This is a genomic window from Rhodanobacter sp. MP1X3 (assembly GCF_014207165.1).
Taxonomy (GTDB): Bacteria; Pseudomonadota; Gammaproteobacteria; order Xanthomonadales; family Rhodanobacteraceae; genus Rhodanobacter.
Map to the genome: position 1 here is coordinate 974,623 of NZ_JACHCO010000001.1, position 17,759 is coordinate 992,381.

At 58.1% G+C, this 17,759-nt stretch carries 16 protein-coding genes; all 16 read right to left on the bottom strand.

Annotated features, from left to right (window positions below):
- Nucleotides 1–163 precede the first annotated feature (163 nt).
- Complete coding sequence (locus tag HDE79_RS04010; protein WP_184600605.1) at nt 164–1,849, bottom strand: type IV secretory system conjugative DNA transfer family protein; 1,686 nt, start codon at nt 1,847–1,849, stop codon at nt 164–166.
- A gap of 248 nt (nt 1,850–2,097) precedes the next feature.
- Nucleotides 2,098–3,594: an XVIPCD domain-containing protein gene (locus tag HDE79_RS04015; RefSeq protein ID WP_184600606.1), complete on the bottom strand. Its 1,497-nt coding sequence runs from the start codon at nt 3,592–3,594 to the stop codon at nt 2,098–2,100.
- Nucleotides 3,591–4,226 carry a hypothetical protein gene (locus tag HDE79_RS04020; RefSeq protein ID WP_184600607.1) on the bottom strand — a complete coding sequence of 212 codons (636 nt, stop codon included), beginning with the start codon at nt 4,224–4,226 and terminating at the stop codon, nt 3,591–3,593. The genes HDE79_RS04015 and HDE79_RS04020 overlap by 4 nt, the downstream gene beginning before the upstream one ends.
- 162 nt (nt 4,227–4,388) lie before the next feature.
- Nucleotides 4,389–5,663: a peptidoglycan-binding protein gene (locus HDE79_RS04025; RefSeq protein ID WP_184600608.1), complete on the bottom strand. Its 1,275-nt coding sequence runs from the start codon at nt 5,661–5,663 to the stop codon at nt 4,389–4,391.
- A gap of 99 nt (nt 5,664–5,762) precedes the next feature.
- Nucleotides 5,763–6,341, bottom strand: coding sequence for a hypothetical protein (locus tag HDE79_RS04030; RefSeq protein WP_184600609.1), 579 nt, complete (start codon nt 6,339–6,341; stop codon nt 5,763–5,765).
- A gap of 1,052 nt (nt 6,342–7,393) precedes the next feature.
- Nucleotides 7,394–7,747 (bottom strand): hypothetical protein, encoded by a 354-nt coding sequence (locus HDE79_RS04040; RefSeq protein ID WP_184600611.1) that lies wholly within the window; start codon nt 7,745–7,747, stop codon nt 7,394–7,396.
- A 39-nt stretch (nt 7,748–7,786) separates the two neighbouring features.
- Nucleotides 7,787–8,851 carry an XVIPCD domain-containing protein gene (locus tag HDE79_RS04045; RefSeq protein WP_184600612.1) on the bottom strand — a complete coding sequence of 355 codons (1,065 nt, stop codon included), beginning with the start codon at nt 8,849–8,851 and terminating at the stop codon, nt 7,787–7,789.
- A 39-nt stretch (nt 8,852–8,890) separates the two neighbouring features.
- Entirely contained in the window at nt 8,891–9,349 is a 459-nt protein-coding gene (locus HDE79_RS04050; protein ID WP_184600613.1) for a hypothetical protein, read from the bottom strand.
- 122 nt (nt 9,350–9,471) lie between these two features.
- Nucleotides 9,472–9,978, bottom strand: a complete 507-nt coding sequence (locus HDE79_RS04055) for a DUF4189 domain-containing protein (RefSeq protein ID WP_184600614.1) — start codon at nt 9,976–9,978, stop codon at nt 9,472–9,474.
- Complete coding sequence (locus HDE79_RS04060) at nt 9,975–11,120, bottom strand: type IV secretion system protein (protein ID WP_255488230.1); 1,146 nt, start codon at nt 11,118–11,120, stop codon at nt 9,975–9,977. Before HDE79_RS04060 ends, HDE79_RS04055 begins: the two co-directional genes overlap by 4 nt.
- 144 nt (nt 11,121–11,264) lie before the next feature.
- Nucleotides 11,265–12,074 (bottom strand): hypothetical protein, encoded by an 810-nt coding sequence (locus HDE79_RS04065; RefSeq protein ID WP_184600615.1) that lies wholly within the window; start codon nt 12,072–12,074, stop codon nt 11,265–11,267.
- Nucleotides 12,075–12,104: 30 nt separating this feature from the next.
- Entirely contained in the window at nt 12,105–14,576 is a 2,472-nt protein-coding gene (locus tag HDE79_RS04070; RefSeq protein WP_184600616.1) for a VirB4 family type IV secretion/conjugal transfer ATPase, read from the bottom strand.
- Between the two features lie 59 nt (nt 14,577–14,635).
- Nucleotides 14,636–14,941, bottom strand: coding sequence for a VirB3 family type IV secretion system protein (locus HDE79_RS04075; RefSeq protein WP_184600617.1), 306 nt, complete (start codon nt 14,939–14,941; stop codon nt 14,636–14,638).
- An 18-nt stretch (nt 14,942–14,959) separates the two neighbouring features.
- On the bottom strand, nt 14,960–15,307 hold the full coding sequence (locus HDE79_RS04080) for a TrbC/VirB2 family protein (RefSeq protein WP_184600618.1): 348 nt from the start codon (nt 15,305–15,307) through the stop codon (nt 14,960–14,962).
- 409 nt (nt 15,308–15,716) lie between these two features.
- Complete coding sequence (locus HDE79_RS22205) at nt 15,717–16,634, bottom strand: lytic transglycosylase domain-containing protein (protein ID WP_184601102.1); 918 nt, start codon at nt 16,632–16,634, stop codon at nt 15,717–15,719.
- 49 nt (nt 16,635–16,683) lie between these two features.
- Entirely contained in the window at nt 16,684–17,727 is a 1,044-nt protein-coding gene (gene virB11, locus HDE79_RS04090; protein WP_184600619.1) for a P-type DNA transfer ATPase VirB11, read from the bottom strand.
- Between the last annotated feature and the right edge of the window lie 32 nt (nt 17,728–17,759).

A 17,759-nucleotide genomic window follows, 5' to 3' on the forward strand; every position in this document is an offset into this window, starting at 1 on the left:
GCTGGTCTGTCTCGCTGCGCTTGCGCTGCATGCATCTGAGGCAGGCAAGCAGACGAGCTGGCTTTAGCGCAGGTTAGAGTGTGTGGCCGGCAACAGCAACCTGCGGCGCACGATGCCCATATCGAGCTGATGAGAGAGACTGCTTGCGCAGAAACGTGCAGGCTTAAATCGATAACTTGGGTATGTCGACCTTCGGCAGCAGGCGCGCGGTGAAGTGGCGGTCCTGGTAGTAGCGGATCTTTTCGCACATCACCGGATACTGAATTCCCTCGTAGAGGAACACCTCTTTCTCCGTGCCCAGTGCTTTCAGTTCCTGTGGAAGCATCAGCGCGCGTCGCTCTTCGGAACGGCTGCGCGACACGTCGCTTCGTTTTCGTCCACGCGTGATGTTTTCCTTGCGTACCGTGGTGTAGCCCAGCATGTCTGAATAATCGTTCGCGTCCTGTTGTTCGCGGGGGGCGAAGACAATCTGTAATGCATGGTTGGTGATCATCGTGCGCGAAACGTCTTTGCCGTAAGTGGCATCGAGCTGCGCCATGCTCTGGATAATCGGCAGCAGGCGAATGTTATAGCCGGACATGTACGAAACGGCGTGCGCGATGATCTCCACCTTGCCGATCGAGGTGAACTCGTCCATCAACAGCAGGCACTGGTATTTCAGCGCGGGGTTGTTCTGCGGCAACTCCTTGGTGTTCAAGTTGATCAGCTGACTGAAGAACAGGTTCACGATCAGGCGGCTCTCGGCCAGCTTGTTCGGCTGGATGCCGATGTAGATCGTCATCTTCTTCTTGCGCACGTCGGTCAGCAGGAAATCGTCATCGCCGGTTGCGGCGTCGAGTATGGGATTGATCCAGGCATTCAGCGGCTCCTTGAATGTGCCGAGAATCGAGGCAAACGTCTCGTTTGCCTGCGACAGCAGGTTGGCAAAGGCGGAAAGCGCATTGCCGCTGAGAAATTTCTGCTGGGACAGCATCTGGTAGAACTGTTTCAGATCGGTGCCATCGCCGGAGGACAGTCGATAGACGGCGCCGAGGGTTGGTTTATCGCGTAATTGCAGCGGTATCCCGCGTCGTTCATCGTCGTCCCACTTTTCGAACAGAAACAGCGTAAAGGCCATGAACGCATTGCGTGCCTGGCTGACCCAGAATTTTTGATCGTCGGCACCGTCTGGATAAAGCATTGCCGCGATGCTCATCAAGTCCGATACGCGAAAGGCGGGATCGTTCGAGATATAGCTGAGCGGATTCCAGCGATGCGTGCGACGGTCTTCGGCAAAGGGATTGAACAGATACACCGCCTGTCCCTGGCTCGCGCGCCAGCCGCTGGTCAGTTCGTAGTTCTCCTGCTTGATATCCAGAACAACGGTCGACTCCTGATATTCGAGCAAGTTGGGGATAACCACACCAACACCTTTGCCCGAGCGCGTAGGCGCGGCGAGTATCACAAACTGCTGTCCGCTCAGCCGAACCAGATCGCCCTTGAACCTGCCCACGAGGATGCCGTTGTCCGAAGCCTTGAACATGCCGTGTTTGCTGAGGTCGGATGCCTTGGCGAAGCGTGCATCACCGTGCAGGGATTGGGCCTTTTTCCTCGCGATGAAATACCAGATCGTCAGCCAGATGATTGCCGGCAACCCGAAACCGACATAACCAGCGGCCTTGATCCGGCCGAGATAAGGTTGAACCTGCGGTAGGTCGAACGCACGCAAGTAACTCAGGTAGGTATCCCATTTCAGCTGGCCTGTTCCCAGCTTGAGAAAGGCGAGGGTCAAAAAGCCGGAGAAAAATTCGCCTGCAACCACGGCAACCAGAAATAGTCCAACCACCCAAAACCACTTGGCCTTGCTCATGTAGATCTACCCTGATCGGTGGTTATAACGCGATAGTTATTTGCTTATTGAGAATCTTAGAGTGCGTTTGTTTCAACGGCTTTATCGGCGGCGCGTTAAGATTAGTTTCCTGCCGCCATCGTGTCCAACATCTCTTTCGGGTCGTCGCACGCTTTTCCGAATCGTCGTTGGACAGGGGGGAGGCCTTGATACCTGCGCTTGGCCGTCAAGCAAGCCGATGGTATGGAGCAGTGTCAGCCGTCGCGCCGCTACGGTGTTGGCGAAAATCCTGTTTCGTGACGAGCCTGCTGCTGTTGGGCCTGCTGTGCCAATAGCGGTGCCTCGGCAGGCTGTGCTTGTTTCGACGAGGCAGTTTGCGCCCACGCCGCGCTGCTCTGATCGATGGGCGTATGCACGGCCTCAGTGGTCGCGACGCTGGCGATGCGCTTGGTCGGCGAGTTCACATCGCCTTGGACGGCGAAGGTCTGCGAGGCATCATCGCTCAGCACGACGTGATGGACCTGGCTTAACCCATCGCGCCGGGCCGCTGCCGTGAGCGCGGCGGTCAGATTCTCGCTGTGCTGATCAGGAATACGCTGCTGCTGCGCATCGAGTCGATGCACGGCGTTGCGCGTCTGTTGAAACAGCGCGTAATCGGGGTGCGTTGGATCGTCCAGCCGCTGTGGAGCTTTCACTATGGGTTTGCCGTCTAGCCATGAGCCTGGGTGGCTTAATGAACTGAATGCCTTCGCAGCCTCGTTTTCTACCGACTGCGCGGCATGCTCCGCGATTCGCACACCTTGTGCCAAATCCCTTCTACCTGCGTCGTATGCACTGAGTGCTTCATTAGCGACTACATGCGTGGCATGTTCCACCGCGTGGACGCCCTGTTCAGCAACGCGTTCGGCTGTGTGCGCCAGAGCTACGCCACCGTCGATTGCCGCCTTGGGTATTTCCCAACCAACGGAGAGTACGACACGGGCATCGCCAATATCGTTGCGATAGCGGTCAATCATGCCGCTGTTTGCGCGATAGCGCGCTTCGTTTTCGGGACTCATGATCGAGTGACCCAACGTCTTGCTGTCAGGTACAAAGTTGTCGATGCCATGCGCGCTGATATCGGTGGCCTCGATCACGTTGCGTGGACTCAGCAGTCCACTGTCATTGCGGTAGCCGGCCTTGCTCAGTCGTTCGATATCTTGCGGGGCAGCGTAGATACGTACTTCGCCAAACTGGGGGCTGGCTGCACTGATGGGGTCGCCAGCACGGATGTTGTCGATGACCTGATCACCGCCCTGTGGCACGCCTTGCAGCAAACCAGCCGCACCGTAGGCATTGAAGGTTTCACCGTGCAGGCCGAATTTGGCGGCGCTGATCTCGGCCAGCGTGCCGCCGAGGGAATGTCCGGTAACGGTAATGTCGACAGGTTGATTCTTGTCTCCGGCGCTGCGTTTGGTTTCCGCGATGACCTTTTCGGTGAAAGCCAGGGCATCGGGCGTTTGGGCGTTGACGCCAACGAGAACCATGCCGACATCGACGGCGCCATCCTGTAGAGGTGCCCGGCTGAAGTCGCTGCCGCGATAGGCAATGACCACGTCATGGGTATCCACGCGCTCATAAGCGGTCGCCTGAAAGCCGTTCAGTGGGTTATTGGCAAAGTCGATCGTGCGATAGGTGACGCCATCGAGCACAACGTTCTTGTTAAGTTGAGGGGGCTGATACGCATCCTGTGAGAGCAGGGCGTAATCGGTGGCGCGCAGCGTCATTGAAAGGCCTCCTTGGCGGAGAGCGTGATCGAAAACAGCTGCCCTTGAAGTTCCGGCTTGTACGCCGACGTGCTCGACTCGCCGGTATCCACAGGGAGTATGTCGGTCGAGCCTTTTTCAGCAGAGAGGTAACTCCGATTCGAAAAAAAACGGGTCACCGATTTTTGCGCCACGATCTCGTCCAGCGATATTGCCGGACTGAAACTCACGGCGTTGATCTTGAACGTCGCTGCTGCCGCCACAGCCAACCAATGGCAGACCCCCATGCCGTAATAGTCTTCGTCCTGCATCAGGTCGGCGTAGATCGTGCCCGTGTAGACATGTTCACTGACGCGGGTGAGGGCTATGGCGGCATGGTTTTCGGGGGCGACGGTGGCGCCGCTGATCGGCGTTAACGGAACGCAGTGACCGTTACTGACTTTGTAATCCACCGATCCGCTCACGGCGTCGAACGGCCCCGGTGCTCTATCGACCGTCACGGTAAGTGCGTAACGCATCGTCGGGCGTGCGTTCTGTTTGATGTCGGGTTTTTTCATGGGGGCACCAAGAGCGGCGGTGATCACGGCAGCAAAGAGAATCAGTGTGGACGTCAAGCGTATCGACATGGCCGTTCGGTTCACCTCGTTCTCCATCGAAAGCGGCTTTTGCTGCGCGCCATGCGGGCGGCGTATTCGCTTGCATGACTATCGACGGCTGAAGCAGCTATCCCCGCCCGAGTTCGCCGCTTCAGCTTTTACACAGCCGCACCAAAATCGTCGGCAATGTGGAAGGACTCAAAGCTACCTTGTTGAGCATTAAACGTTGATGCCTGGGGAGGCTTGTTGTGGTGCTTGCGGCTGGTGTTGAATGTGCGTTGGAGACGGTTGTGCAGGTGCGGCTTGCTGCAGCGCCTGACTGCTTTGCGCTATCGACGTGTGCACCGCTTCGGCCGTTTGCACCTGGGCGGTTTGCTTGAACGCTCCGTTTTGAACCGCAAAAGCGCGTGAGCCGTCGTCGCTGAGCGCGACCTGATCGATCTTGGTCAGGCCTTCGTGTTTAGCTGCGACGGTCAGCGCCGCAGCGAGATTGTTGCTTTGCTGATCGGATGTGCGTCCCTGACGCGCATCCAGTTCATGCACGGCCTTTTGTGCCTGCAGATACAGCGCGTGATCGGGGTTCGCGGGACTATCCAGTCCGGGGGCCTTGCTAATCTGCGTCTGCTGCTGAATGGCATGCAGCGTCTTTGGGCCGGCGATGCCGTCTGCTGTGAGGTGATGATCGCGCTGAAAGGCCTCCACGGCATATTTCGTATTGGACCCGAAATCGCTATCGGGCTTGAGGGCATGGCCATGCGCATCGGTATAGCCCAGCTTGCTCAGGCTCTGCTGCAGCGTGTGAACTTCGGCGCTGTGATCGCCCTGTTTCAAGACGCCGTGCGTGTCGGCATTGGGATGCGCCGGCGTGTGTGTGGCCGACGGCGTCTGAGTCTTGGAAGGGCCTGCATCAGTGACAGCCTTCCATGCCGCGTCCGGCGACATGCCCTTGCCGATATCGGCCTGATACTGCGCCCGCATCTGATTCAGCGCGTCGCCTGATTGCGCGAGCGTAATGCTGGCTTCGTTCGGTGGTGGGTAATGGCTGCGGCCACCTTTGTCTGGATCACCAAAACTTGCCCATTCCTGCGCCAAACCACGTTGTGCTGCTTCGAGCGTTGTTCCTGGCTTGCCCGTGACGAAATCATGGACGTCTGGACGCTTATCAACAATCAAGTAGTCGGAAAAAACCTTGTCTTGCAAGGCTGGTGTAAATGGCTGGTTGCGATCCAGATGCAATTTGTCGATCGCGCCATCCATGGTTGCTGGAATGATCTGGTATTTGCCGATGGCAAACAGCCGGTTCGGATCGTCGCCTCTAAGATGTTGCCGATCGTGCACCTGCCCGACAGTCAGGCTGGAAAAGTCGATGGCCCCGTTGGCGCCGCGGATATGTGCACCACCGTTGGCATCAACATATGTGCCGCGATTATAGGCGTTGTAGCCAGCGGCGCCGGACTCGCCTTGAACCATTAGATCCAGCAAGGGATTACTCATGGAAATCTCCTTTTCATAGCCAACAAGTGGGCATGCTTTCTTTAATTGTGAAATTTCTTCGTTAAAACTTATACGTCAATGCGTGATCGAACACGTCGATCAATGAGAGGCTCCCGGTGAAACGGTCCAGCCGGTGACATCCAGTTGTGAATCTTTTCCATGAACATTTCTATCACCGATGTCGCCATACGTGCTGACTTCCATGCTCTGATTATCGGCAGCATGATGAAAATTCATCGCGCATACCGCATCGCCGCTACAGGCACTCAATTCGGGTAGCTCGTCACAGGCCTTGCACGAATCCGCGCCTTTGGCGCATAGCTCTTTATAAGCTCCGCCAACAACATTGGCTTTGCATTTCAGATCCACGACGGGTTGCCAGCCTTGGGCCAACACCGCTTTGCGGAAATCGGCGTACGCCATACCTTTATTTATCCCATTAAGCGACTTTGCCGCCACTGGTGGTGATTGCGCCGTTGATCCACTGTCCATTTTGTTCTTTTGCGCAAGTGTTGCAGCAGATAATGCTGTGGCGGCTTTCGCGATGCCCGCACTAGCTGTGGGGACGGGCAGATCCGCCGTTGCGCTCGGCGATGTTGAACCACCGGCATTGCAAGCAGATAGAAGCATGAGATAAGAAGCTAAAAAGATCGATGAGGACTTTAGGCACATAGTCATGGCAGTTCCTATTGAATCCGTACGGGCAGGCTGCAGGCGGAGTAGTAGACGTGGCAATTGGTATCGCCAGCATCGGTGCACATTTTGATCCCTTTCTGAATAGCTTCAGCCACTGTGGGCCCTAAAGCTATGGAGTAACCTGGATGGCCCACAATCATTGCGGCACATTGATTGCGGTAAGAGATTTCTATCTTGCAAGCTGTTCCACTCTTTGAGCGGCAATCTGCCAACGCTGCCTGTTCGGCCTGACTAGCGCTCGCCAAATCATTGACCGTTCCGAGAGATCCATTCGGCACATAAGTCGCAATAGCCCCCCAATGATCTTGCCAAAGCTCGGGCGGGCGCTGTGGTGCTTGCGGCTGTTGCCCTTGGGACGATGGCTGGGACGGGTTGATCGGGGCGCAGCCTGTCCAGCCTTGGCCTTGAATGGGGGCACAATCCACGCCAGGCTCCTGAGCGTGCAGCGCACCAGCGATCACGAACAAGCCGAAAAGGAACAAGATTTTCACGGTGCAGTGGCTCATGGCGCTTGATTGTTTGGCGGCGGAGTCGTGGGCGCATTACCAAGCTGCGGGTTCCTGCGGATGTCTGGATCGGCGGCTATCCTGGGGCTCAATGCTTCAAACCGCCGGCACTGCAAACGGTCGCTAGCAGAGATAGCGCCAATATTCCGAGGTAGTTGTACGAGTCATGGTGGATAGCTCCCTGCGTAGGTTTTGAGGCTCGGTTCCGAAAAAGATCGTGTGCAATTGTTTCGAGGTTATTGTGGCATCAAGTTTTTATGAACCGCACCGACGCGCTGCCATTGTCAATCGGTGTATTGAGCGAGGGCCGTTTCAGCACCACGCCGAACTTCTGCAAGAGCAATGCTGCTCTACACGGCGAACACGCGCTAACCGTTGTCCGTTCTGAGCAGGAGATTATCGATGCGTGTCATGCCTTTCTAAGGTGTAGCTCAGTGTCTTGAGAGCATCGTCCCGATCTATCGAGCTGAACGAGGAAGTGACGACGTAGTCGAAATCCAAGCCAGGATCAGCATCAAGATAAGTGGCTCACATGGGTACCAGCGAAGTGCCCCACATAAGCATGATGGTTTGCAGTATCGCGGCGTTGGTGCCGACATTGGCGGTGGGACACATTGTCATCAAATATGACTCCCGCACCCCGTAGGAGGCAAGTCCATCGAAGCCGCTTTCGTCGTAAACGGCCAAGCCGGCAGGAGTCGGGGCGTTCCACAAAGCAAGGGATGGAATACAGCCGGGACCGCCACTCGCGCCGACGCCAGAGATGCCGGCCATGCACATGTAGAGCGTACATGCGACCGCGTTCTGGGCGTGGGTGGGTGCGGTGATCAGGCCGACGGCAGTACCGAAGGCTAGGGTAGCGAAAACGGAGCGTAGTTTCATGGCATACCTCCAAAGTGTTGAATGAGTGATGGGTCGCGCTTACCGCGAATGGCCGGATGCGGCGGGTGTCGGTTGCTGCGATTCGATCTGCGGCGCAGCGTGCGCCTTGGCCAGAGTAGTTTCCTGCTGCTGATTCACCTGCGACAGCGCTGCGGTGCTCTGAGTAAGCGTTGTTGCGGTCGCGTCTTTCGTATCCACGAAAGCGAGCTTGTTGTTGACGTTTGGGATCGAGCTTTTCTGCTCGACAAAGGCGCGCTCGCCGTTATCGCTGAGCGCCACACCATTGATGCGTGTGATGTGTTCGGACTTGGCGGCGACCACCAGCGCGGCGGCCAGCCGTTCGCTATGCAGGCCTGGCGTGATGCCGTGCGCGGCCTCAGCCTTGTGTACGCCGACCAATGCCTGCTCGTATAAGCCGTGGTCTGGGTTACTGGCGTGGTCCAGGCGCGGCGCGGCAGCAGGGTGGCTGGGCGTATGGTGGCGCGTGTGCGAAGCGGAGTCAGGTCCGCCTGGCACATACCCATGCGTGAGCTTTTCATCCCAAGCGGCGGCAGCGGCCTTCCGCTCTTTCAAACCATTCTCGCCGCCGTTGATGTCGTGGCATGCCCCGGTGACATCCGTCTGGTGTTGATGCGGAACCACGCGGTCCTGCCAATACTGGATGGCGATCTTGGCAGCGATCTCGCGGTTTTCCGCCAGCTCAGGATGATGGACCAGATCCTGGCCGATTTCCTTGCCGATACGCTCGTAGGCGTCGCGGCCGGTCAACTGCACGTAACCGCGCCCGTGAAACTTCCAGCCGTCGCCGGGTTCGGTGTTACCTAAGTGCTTCTTGCCCCATTCGCCACCGTAAACGGCATTGGCCACGGCTTCAGGACCACCGGCAGCGATCGCGTTGGCCTGTGCGGTGGTGTGCAACCCGTTACGTCCAGGGAATACTTCGAGCAGCCGCTCACCCGAATAGTTCAGACCCTCACTCATGTGCCCGAACCCGCCGCATTCAACCTGCATCTGGCCCATGAAATTGCCCAGCTCTTTCTTGTCCGTGATGCCGGCACGAGTCGCGGCCTCCATCAGATAATCGGCATTTTCTTTGGATGACATGAGGCTTCTCCTTAAGTCAGCGCCCAAGGCATGGGCAGGTCAATGCACGCTAGGCAAGCCATGCGTTTCAAGATCGGTGTCGCTTTTCCATTGCTGTGTGGCGTTGATGACCTTGTCGTCGTCGGACTCGGTGATCTTTCCGCGCTGGCATTTCATGTCTCTCACTGCATCGGTTTGTCCGAGGTGCTGCACGAGCACGCCACCATCGTCAAACCCGGTGCCGGAAATCGAATAGACGATGTATTTGTAGCCGCCGTTGACAAACGAATACGCGGTACCGCCGCTGGCACCGCCGTAGACAAGATGCGCACGCGCGAAGGCGCCAGTGGTTACCTGGCCTTTGGGCGGATAAAGCAGTTCGGGCGACGAAGGGCGTCCGTAGGCGTAGTAAAAAGGCGGCTGCCCTTGGCCCGCGTTGCTGGCTGCGCACAGCGAGACGACTTTTTTCCCGTTACCCAGCGGACAGGAGAAAACGATGCTGTCGGTCTTGGCGCACATCGATGCAGATGCCGGTTGAGCGGCCCCGGCGAGAGGTGAGTGCACTAGCAAGAGACACGCAACCAGTGCAGTCAACACCGTGCTCCGCTTTATCCAAGGTTGTAGCTTGATCTGCACCATGGTTATTGAATCCTCACCGGCAGGCTGCAGGCTGAGTAGTAGACGTGGCAATTTGTAGTGTTCGCCATACACTTTTGAGTCGCTTGCCGGATGGCATCGCTCGCGGTTGCACCAGCGGAGAAGCTATACGTTTTATCGCCGAGCACCATCGCCATGCATTCATTGCGATATGAAATTAGCCGTGTGCAATTCAAGCCACCTTTGGCATGGCAATCTTCCTCTGCTGCTAGCCAAGCCCCTGCTTCGTTTACTTTATCAGTGGCAACGCCGAGCTTTCCTTGAGAGTCATCAGACACTAACGCCCCCCAATGATCGGTCCAGCGCTGAGGCGGGGGTTGCGGGGCTTGTTGCTGTTGCCCTTGTTGCTGCGAAGGGTACAGAGGCGCGCAGCCCGACCAGCCCTGTCCTTGAATGGGGGCACAATCCACGCCAGGCTCTTGAGCGCGCAGCGCACCGGCGATCAGGAACAAGCCGAAAAGAAACAAAATTTTCACGGTGCCTTGGCTCATGACGTTCGATTGTTCGGTGGCGGAGTCGTGGGCGCATTACCAAGCTGCGGGTTTGTGCGGACGCCCGGCTCGGCGCCTGCCGGTTGACGGGGCTGGCCAAGGTTGGGATTGTTATAACCGCCTGCAGATCGAGTATCTGCTGAAACTTGGTTAGTACCCGCCTGCGACGGCCCATGCCCGCCCCCGCCATACCTACCACCGCCATACGACCCCGCTGGCTGCCCCTGCGGGCCGGGACGGGCGGCGCTACCACTGAATGCGGAGTAGGCCATGAAGCTGCCCAGGGTGCCGTTGAAGAACTGGGCCGCCATGGGCGGGGCGGAGATGATGAGCATGGTCATGAGCAGGCCGATGCCGCCCTGTTCCATGGACTGGGTGGTGAGGCCCTCGCTGGTGGTACCGAGCAGGCTGGTGATGAAGCTGGACGCCCACAGGCCTTCGGCCACGGCCGAGGTGACCTTGAGCACCACGCTGGAGACGAAGCTGAGCATGCCCATGCCGAAGAGGGTGCCGATGCCATACATGAGCCATTTGTTGAACAGCGGTTTGGTTTGCTCAAAGAGCAGGCAGAGGATGAAGATGGGTCCGAGGCCGACGAACAGGGCGATGGCGAGATTGAACATCAGCAGCATGGCGCCGGCGGCCATGGGCGGGCTGGCGGTGCCGAAGATGGCGAAGTCGGAGGCGCGCGCCTTGCCGGCGGCGGTATCGGTGTCACCGGGCGCGCTCTGCACGGCATCGATGGCGGCCATGGCGAAGGCGGTTTTGGTGAGGTTGTCGTCGATGGCCTGGCTGATGCAGTTGGTGTCGTTGCTGGTGTCGCAGGTTTTGCCGGTGAAGAGTTGGTTGATATCGTTCTGCAGAGTGCTGGTGAACAGGGTGTGCAGGTCGGTGCCGAAGATGCCCAGGGTAGTAGCGAAGGAGACGATGAAGACCACGCGCATGCTGTTGGTCATGTGCGCCATCATCGAATCGCGCGACTGGCCGGTGACGATGCGATAGCCCTGGATCATGATCCAGATGGTCACCAGGATCAGCGCGATGCCGCTGGCCACGCCGATGACCTGAGTCTGGAGCATGGTCAGGAACTTATCGATCTCGTGCTGGATGTATTTGTAGACCAGTACATAGAAAACGAGCATGACTTTCCCCTGTCCCTACTTGATGTCGCAGTTATCCGTGGCTGCCGTTGGGCGGCAGGTTACGCACCGGGTGCGATGGGTCGGCATGGGGGCAGGCAACAGTCCCTATCATGCCGAACCCGACGCATCCGAGCGCGTTGTACTTTAATCGTTGATGGAAAGAGCGAGTTTCAGCGCGCCGGCCTGCACCGCATCGCCCAGGATGTTGGGATTGCCCCTGAGAGCTATCGCGGAGAGCGTGGATTGCTGCTGGTTCAAGGTCTCTATGAGCTTTTGATCCATTCCCACGCGAGTTTGCCATTCGGTGACCTGCTGCGAGTGCGCTTGTAGGACAGCGAGTGTTTGCGCTGAGGAGGAACTGGAATTACCCATGACGCCATTGAGTTGCTGCACCAAGCTTTGCACTTGGGTGTTGTCGCTTCGCAGTTGAGGCATCTGCTGATAGAGATCGACGGTAGCGTTGTACTCGTCGACTTGGGCGTAAACGATACTGCTGCAGATTGACTGTTGTGTCTGCGTGATATTGCCGCCGAAGCCGATGGATGAGACCGCCGACGAGATGCCCTGCAGGACGCCGCCGACGATACCGCCACTGGTGGCGCTATAGCACTTGCCCTGGATGAGCTGGTCTCTCGTCGAATCGCTCAATTCGCTCATGACGCTGTTGGGGGGGAGGATCGCGCCGAGGGGGTTGGAGGCGATGCTGCTTAAGGTGGACGTCAACTGCGTTAGCTGCGCAACGAAGTTGGCGTATTGCGTGCCTGTCTGGAATACATGCATTGCTGCACTTTCAGTTGCCGTTGTCGAGGCAGCAGTTTCAGTGGGTGTATCCGTGACAAATACCTGGGCGTGAGCACTGCCCATGGCAATGCAGGCAACAGCCAGCGCCGTGACGAGCGCTGCTTGGCGCGGTGCGCGACGGACCAGATTGGAATGTTTGTCTAGGTGTTGCATGGCGTTCTCCTTAGCTGAAGTTGCAGCGTGTCATATGGCGTTCGAGCGGACGGGCCGGGTGGAACGCGGTGGCGGGCTGGGTTTCTGCTTGCCACTGCCTTTGCGGTTTTCGTAGAAGGTTGCCAGCCACTGCTCGGGCGTGAGTTGGTCGACCGTGACGCCCTCGGCCTCTGCGCGCTCGGCCAGCACCTGGTGCATGATTTCGATGTTGTCGGTGGAGGCGGAGATCACCGCCAGGGCGTCGTCCATGCCGCGCAGGTTGAGCTGGCACACCGCCGCGGCGTGACCCTGTTTGACCAGGAAACAGCGTGAGCGCTCGTCCAGGGCGACGACGACGGCGTACTCGGCCTCGGTAAGCTTGAGGCCGTTGATGTAGTCGTCGCGGCTGGCGTTGGGATTGGGCAAGAGGATCATGGTGGCCGTCTGTTCGATCAGCGACGCGGCGATATCGCTGGCCAGCGCGTCTTCCGGGCTTTGCGTGGCGAAGATGCCCAGGCCGTTCTGCTTACGGATGGTCTTCTGCTTGTTCTTGGCGAACTCTTTCAGGCCGCCCTTGCCGTCGAGGATTTTCCAGAATTCGTCCATCACGTAGATCAGGGGGCGGCCGTCAATCAGCTCTTCCAGCCGGTGCAGCAGGTAGTTGATGACGGGCACACGGACCTCGGGGTTGTCGATGAGGTCGGTGTAGTCGAAGCCGATGATGTTGGCTTTGGAAAGGTCGATGGTGTCCACGGGGTTGTCGAACACCCAGCCGAGTGCGTTGCCCGCGGTCCACTTTTTCATGCGCACGTAGATGCCGTCGTCGCCCATGTTGGGCAGGCTTTTCATGAAATTGGTGATGTTGCGTAGATGGATCGGGGTGTCCAGGATGCTTTCCACCGCGCGGAAGATGTCCTCCTCTTCGCGTGAGGAATACACGCTTTTGCCGGCCATCACCTTGACCAGGTCGGACAGGAACTGCACGTTGGCTTCGGTGTACTCGCACTGGAACGGGTTGAATCCGGTGGGCTTGCCGTTGTCCAGCGCCAGGTAGTTGCCACCGCAGGCACGCACGAAAATTTCCGCGCCGCGGTCCTTGTCGAAGAAGAAGATGGTTGGCGTGGGCTTGAGCTTTTGCACCTGGCTGAGCAGAAAGTTGATCAGCGCGGTTTTGCCGGTGCCGGACTTGCCGATGACCATGGTGTTGGCGATGGCTTTTTCGCCGAGGGAGTTCTCTGACGGGTGTGTAGCGTGGAAGTTGAAGTAGTACGGCTGGCCGTTGGTGGCCTGCAAGGTGGTGACGCACTCGCCCCAGGGATTATTGTCCTTCTTGCCGGCGGCGAAGTTGTGCAGCGGCGACAGGCCCAGGAAGTTGAGCGAACTCAGGTTGGCTAGCCGGGTGCGGTATTTCCAGTTGCCGGGGAGCTGGGCATAGAACGCAGCGGCGACGGCTGTATCTTCTTTTACGGTGACGAAGCCGGCATTGGAGAGCTCCGCCCGGGTGGCGGCGATCTGCTGCGACAGCGTGGCCTGGTCCGGCGCGTAGATGGCGATGCTGAAGTGGTACTCGCCCAGCACGAAGTTGCCGGAGGCCAATTGGTCCATCGCATGGTCCAGCTCAGCGATCTGGCTGAAGGACTTGTCACCGGACGAGACCATCATGCCCTTGGTGCGCTCCAGTGCCTTGAGCGCATCGTGCCGGCCTTTCGGAGTAAAGGAATGGGTGATGACGTATTCGAAGTCCAGGTACTTGAGCCCGTTCAGGATGCCCGGATAGCTACCATCGGCAAATTCCTTGAGGTTGAGCAGGGCGCCGAAATGGTTGACCCCGGTAGGCGTGGTGATCACGTAGTCGCCGGTCTTGGCCGAGAAGCGCTGCTTGCTGATCGCCAGATAGCGGTACACCGGCGCATTGAGCACCGGTACCGGTTCGTCGATGCGGTTGAGCAGGTAGCCGAAGAATTCCAGGGTTTCAGAGAACACCACGCCGTTGGCGGCCTCATACATACCCATGCGATAGGGTGCATAGTCCTTCAGCACCGCCTCGACGTTGCCGGCCAGCTCCAGGATGGTGTTGACGGCCTGCTCTTGCTCGGCTTGCAACTGGGTTACGTCGGTGGATTTTTCGGCGAGGCGCTTGCCGCTGACCGTGGGGCGATAGAGCAGGGTCAGGTACAGCTCGTTCTGCATCAGCTTCTGTGTGGAGAGCGCGCCATAGTAGGCATCGGACATCTGCTGGTTGAAGGCATGCTGGAAATGGCTGTGGTCGGTGAACTTGCGGCGGCGGCGGACGTCGTGCACCCAAAACGCAACGTTAACGAAATCTGGCGCACGCAGGGTCTGTAGCAGGCGGTTGAAGGTGTTGTGTCTGTGTTCCAGCTCCCACTCATCGCGGCCGACAAAGGGCAGGCCGCCCATGCGCCAGCTGAGCATGAAATCGCCGCCGGTGGTCTTGATCACCGTTGGCGAGACGTGCGTGGACAGTGGCAGAAATTCGCTGATGGGGGTGTCGGGGCTGAACATGTTTCGGTACCGGTTAGTTCACATGAAATACCCCGGCTATACATGCCGGGGTCGCTTCGTCAAGGTTCCTGTTTGTGGCCGCGATAGCTGTTGGGGGTAAACACCCACATGCCATCGTTTTCTTGCAGGTTTTTCATTCTCAAGCGAAATTGCAAGCGCAGTCCGATCAGCCGGAAGATCATCTCATCGCGCTTGGCCATGGTTCGCATGATCAAGATGATCACCGGGATCAGAAAAAGAATGAAAAAACTGAAATAGAGCGCCATCAAAAAGCATCCGCCCACGCACACAAAAAAGGGCATATACGGCACCCCCAAAAACATGGGCGGGCGAGTACAGCCGCGGAATAATGCGTCTTTATGCATGGGCATTCTCCGAACGGATCAGCAACTACCAGTGGTAATAAACATGGTGGCGATCTCTCCCGCGGCACCGATCAAGACAGCGCCGATGAGGACGGGTGCTACCTCGGCGATGCGTTTGTGCGCGAAGGCGATCTGATAACCCGAAAAAATAACTGCAATGGTGACCACGGCAATGGAGATGGCCTTCAGCAAGGTCTGGACAGTGCCCATGTACTTGGTCATATCAGAACAAGCATCAGCTCCCTGAGCGAATGCCATGCAAGGCATCAGCAGCATGGCGATTACGACCATCTTGAAACAGGCGCTGAAAAGCGCGCGTCTGGATTCGATGCTTTCGGTGCCGCCGGCAAATAATTGAATTTTCATCTTGGATTCCTTTTAGGAAAGATTTAAACGAACGCGGACCGGTGCCGCATCCCTGAAGAAAGAGCTGTGTTGCGCACAGCTTACGACTGTTGCAAAGCACCTCGCTGATCCGAGGTGATACTGCGGCCCTGGTGAGAGCCATCGCAGCAGGCAACAGGATGCCTGCATGACGAATACTGCGCCGATCGATGGATCGGTATTGTCCTGATACGACGGCAATGCGTTTAAAACAATGCCGCTGATCCCTATACCCAATCGACAGGATCGGTGGTTTGGCCGACTACGACTGATAGTTACGATACGCCTTGCGCGATAGTGCGTTGAATAGCGAATGGCGAAATCGTGCTGGCTTTGCAATCGGCAATTATCTGATTCATGCATTGAGGCCGGACTTGGGGACCGCTTCCACTTAGAAGACGAAGGCATCGTCGCCTCCTTTCTGGCGCAGGTCGGTCGGATCGCCAGCTGGGTTGCGTGCGGTGGTTTGCGAGACGGCCTGCGTCGCTGGTGGTTTGGGTTGCTCGTTACTACTGTTGGGACTGTTTGGGGAAGCTTCCGGCGAATCGCCCAGATAGCTGACCTTGGGCACGAAGATGTCCGCGCTGGGCGCGCCAGCCTCGGTGGCCGAGATCGGTGCCGTCGCTGGCGCGGTTGCGGCGGCAATTTTCGGATCGGGTGCGCTGGCGGTGGGGACGGCAGCAGTGACGGCAGCAGTGACCAGTGGCGCGGCAATGGCATCCAGCACGCTGCTGCTGCGAAGGGAGACGCGATAGGCGGCGGTGTCCTGTCGCGCGGTGGGTGCATGTATGCCGCTGACGATGTCGGCGCGCGAGACAAGCCGGGCCCCGGTCGTGGCCCCCGCCTGTAACGGGATGGGTGCCGCACCGCTGCTGTCGGGCTGCGCGCTCTGGCTCATCGAGGCGAAAACTTTCTGCACATAGCCCTGGCGGAAGCCGGTGACAAAGTCGCCGGAGTAGTAGCAGCTGAAAGCCTTGCCCCAATCGCCACCCGAACTGTAGTAGCACTCGTTGAGGATGCGCGAGCCAACGGATAGATTGAGGCAGGGGTCGAAGGCTTTGGCATAGGTATCCAAACCGTATTTGGCCAGGTTGCTGCGATTCACCTGCGCCACACCGAGCGAGTAGTTGTAGCCCTTGGTTTCGAGCATCTGCGCGGTAGCGACAGCTTCATCAAGGCTCTGCGGCTGGCGCACCAGCTGACCGCCGACGACGCCGATGGCAAAGGGGTTGTAGCCGGATTCGACATGCACAATGTGGTGCATGACCTCGGCCGGCACGGCTTGGTTGGGGCACGACATCAACTCCATTCCGGTCAGCACGGGCTTGCCTTTCGGAGCTGCGAATTCGATAGAGTCATTATGCGGCCTCCTGCGACAAGTGCCGGTTGGGGTTGAAGTCGATACCGGTGATGTAGCGACTTCCAGCGTGCGACTTGATGTGCACGATGATGTCAATGGTCATCATCAGCAGGCGCTTGATGGTGGCAAATTCCAGGCCGGCGCCTTCGTTGGATGCTTTGACCATCAGCCCGAGTTGATCCCAGGTTTGCTCGGTACTGCCGGAGTGGCAGCTGCTGATGGAACCGGGATGGCCTGATGCGCAGTTGCGGATGAAGTAGAACGCTTCGTCGCCGCGCAACTCGGCCAGGATGATGCGATCGGGTTTCATGCGCAGACAGGCTTCCATACAGCTCTTGGCGGTGACATTGCTGGCGCTCTGGCCGCCCTTGGAGTACAGCAGATGCACGACGTTGGGCTGCTCGATGAACAGCTCGCGCGCGTCCTCGATGGTCACCAGCCGCTCATTGTCCGGAATGTGCTGGACCAGCGATTTCATGAAGGTAGTCTTGCCGCTGCCGGTGGCGCCGGAGACGACCACGTTCTTCTTGTACAAAACAGCTTTCTTGAAGAATTCTGCATAGTTGCGCTGGGCGCGGAGGTCCAGCAGCTCGCGGTCGTGGTCGCTGAGGTTGTGCGTGTCTTCGAGAATCTGATCGAAGAAACCGTCTTCCTTGTAATGGGCCAGGGTCTTGGTATGCCTGGAGGGTATGCGGATGGTGATCGAGACCTTGCCTGCCTCGACCGCCGGCGGCAGGACGAATTGCGCACGCTGGCCGGTAGGAAAGGTCAGCGATACGACCGGATCCATGTCGGTGATGCGCTGGCCGGTCTTGCTCTCGTTGACTACCGATGTACAGAACTGTCGAGCGCGCTCGAAGGTAAGGCTGGGCACCTCCACTCGCTGCCAGCCGCTGCGGTTCTCCAGATACAACTCGCCCGGGCGGTTGATGCAGATTTCGGTGACTTCGGGCGACGCCATGAAGTCCCGCACACCCAGCACTTGGTACTGGTAGTCCAGGAACTCGTTCGAGACTTCGGCGATGGGTGTAGCGTCGTCCATACAAATAGATGTTCCGTTACCGTGCGTTGAGT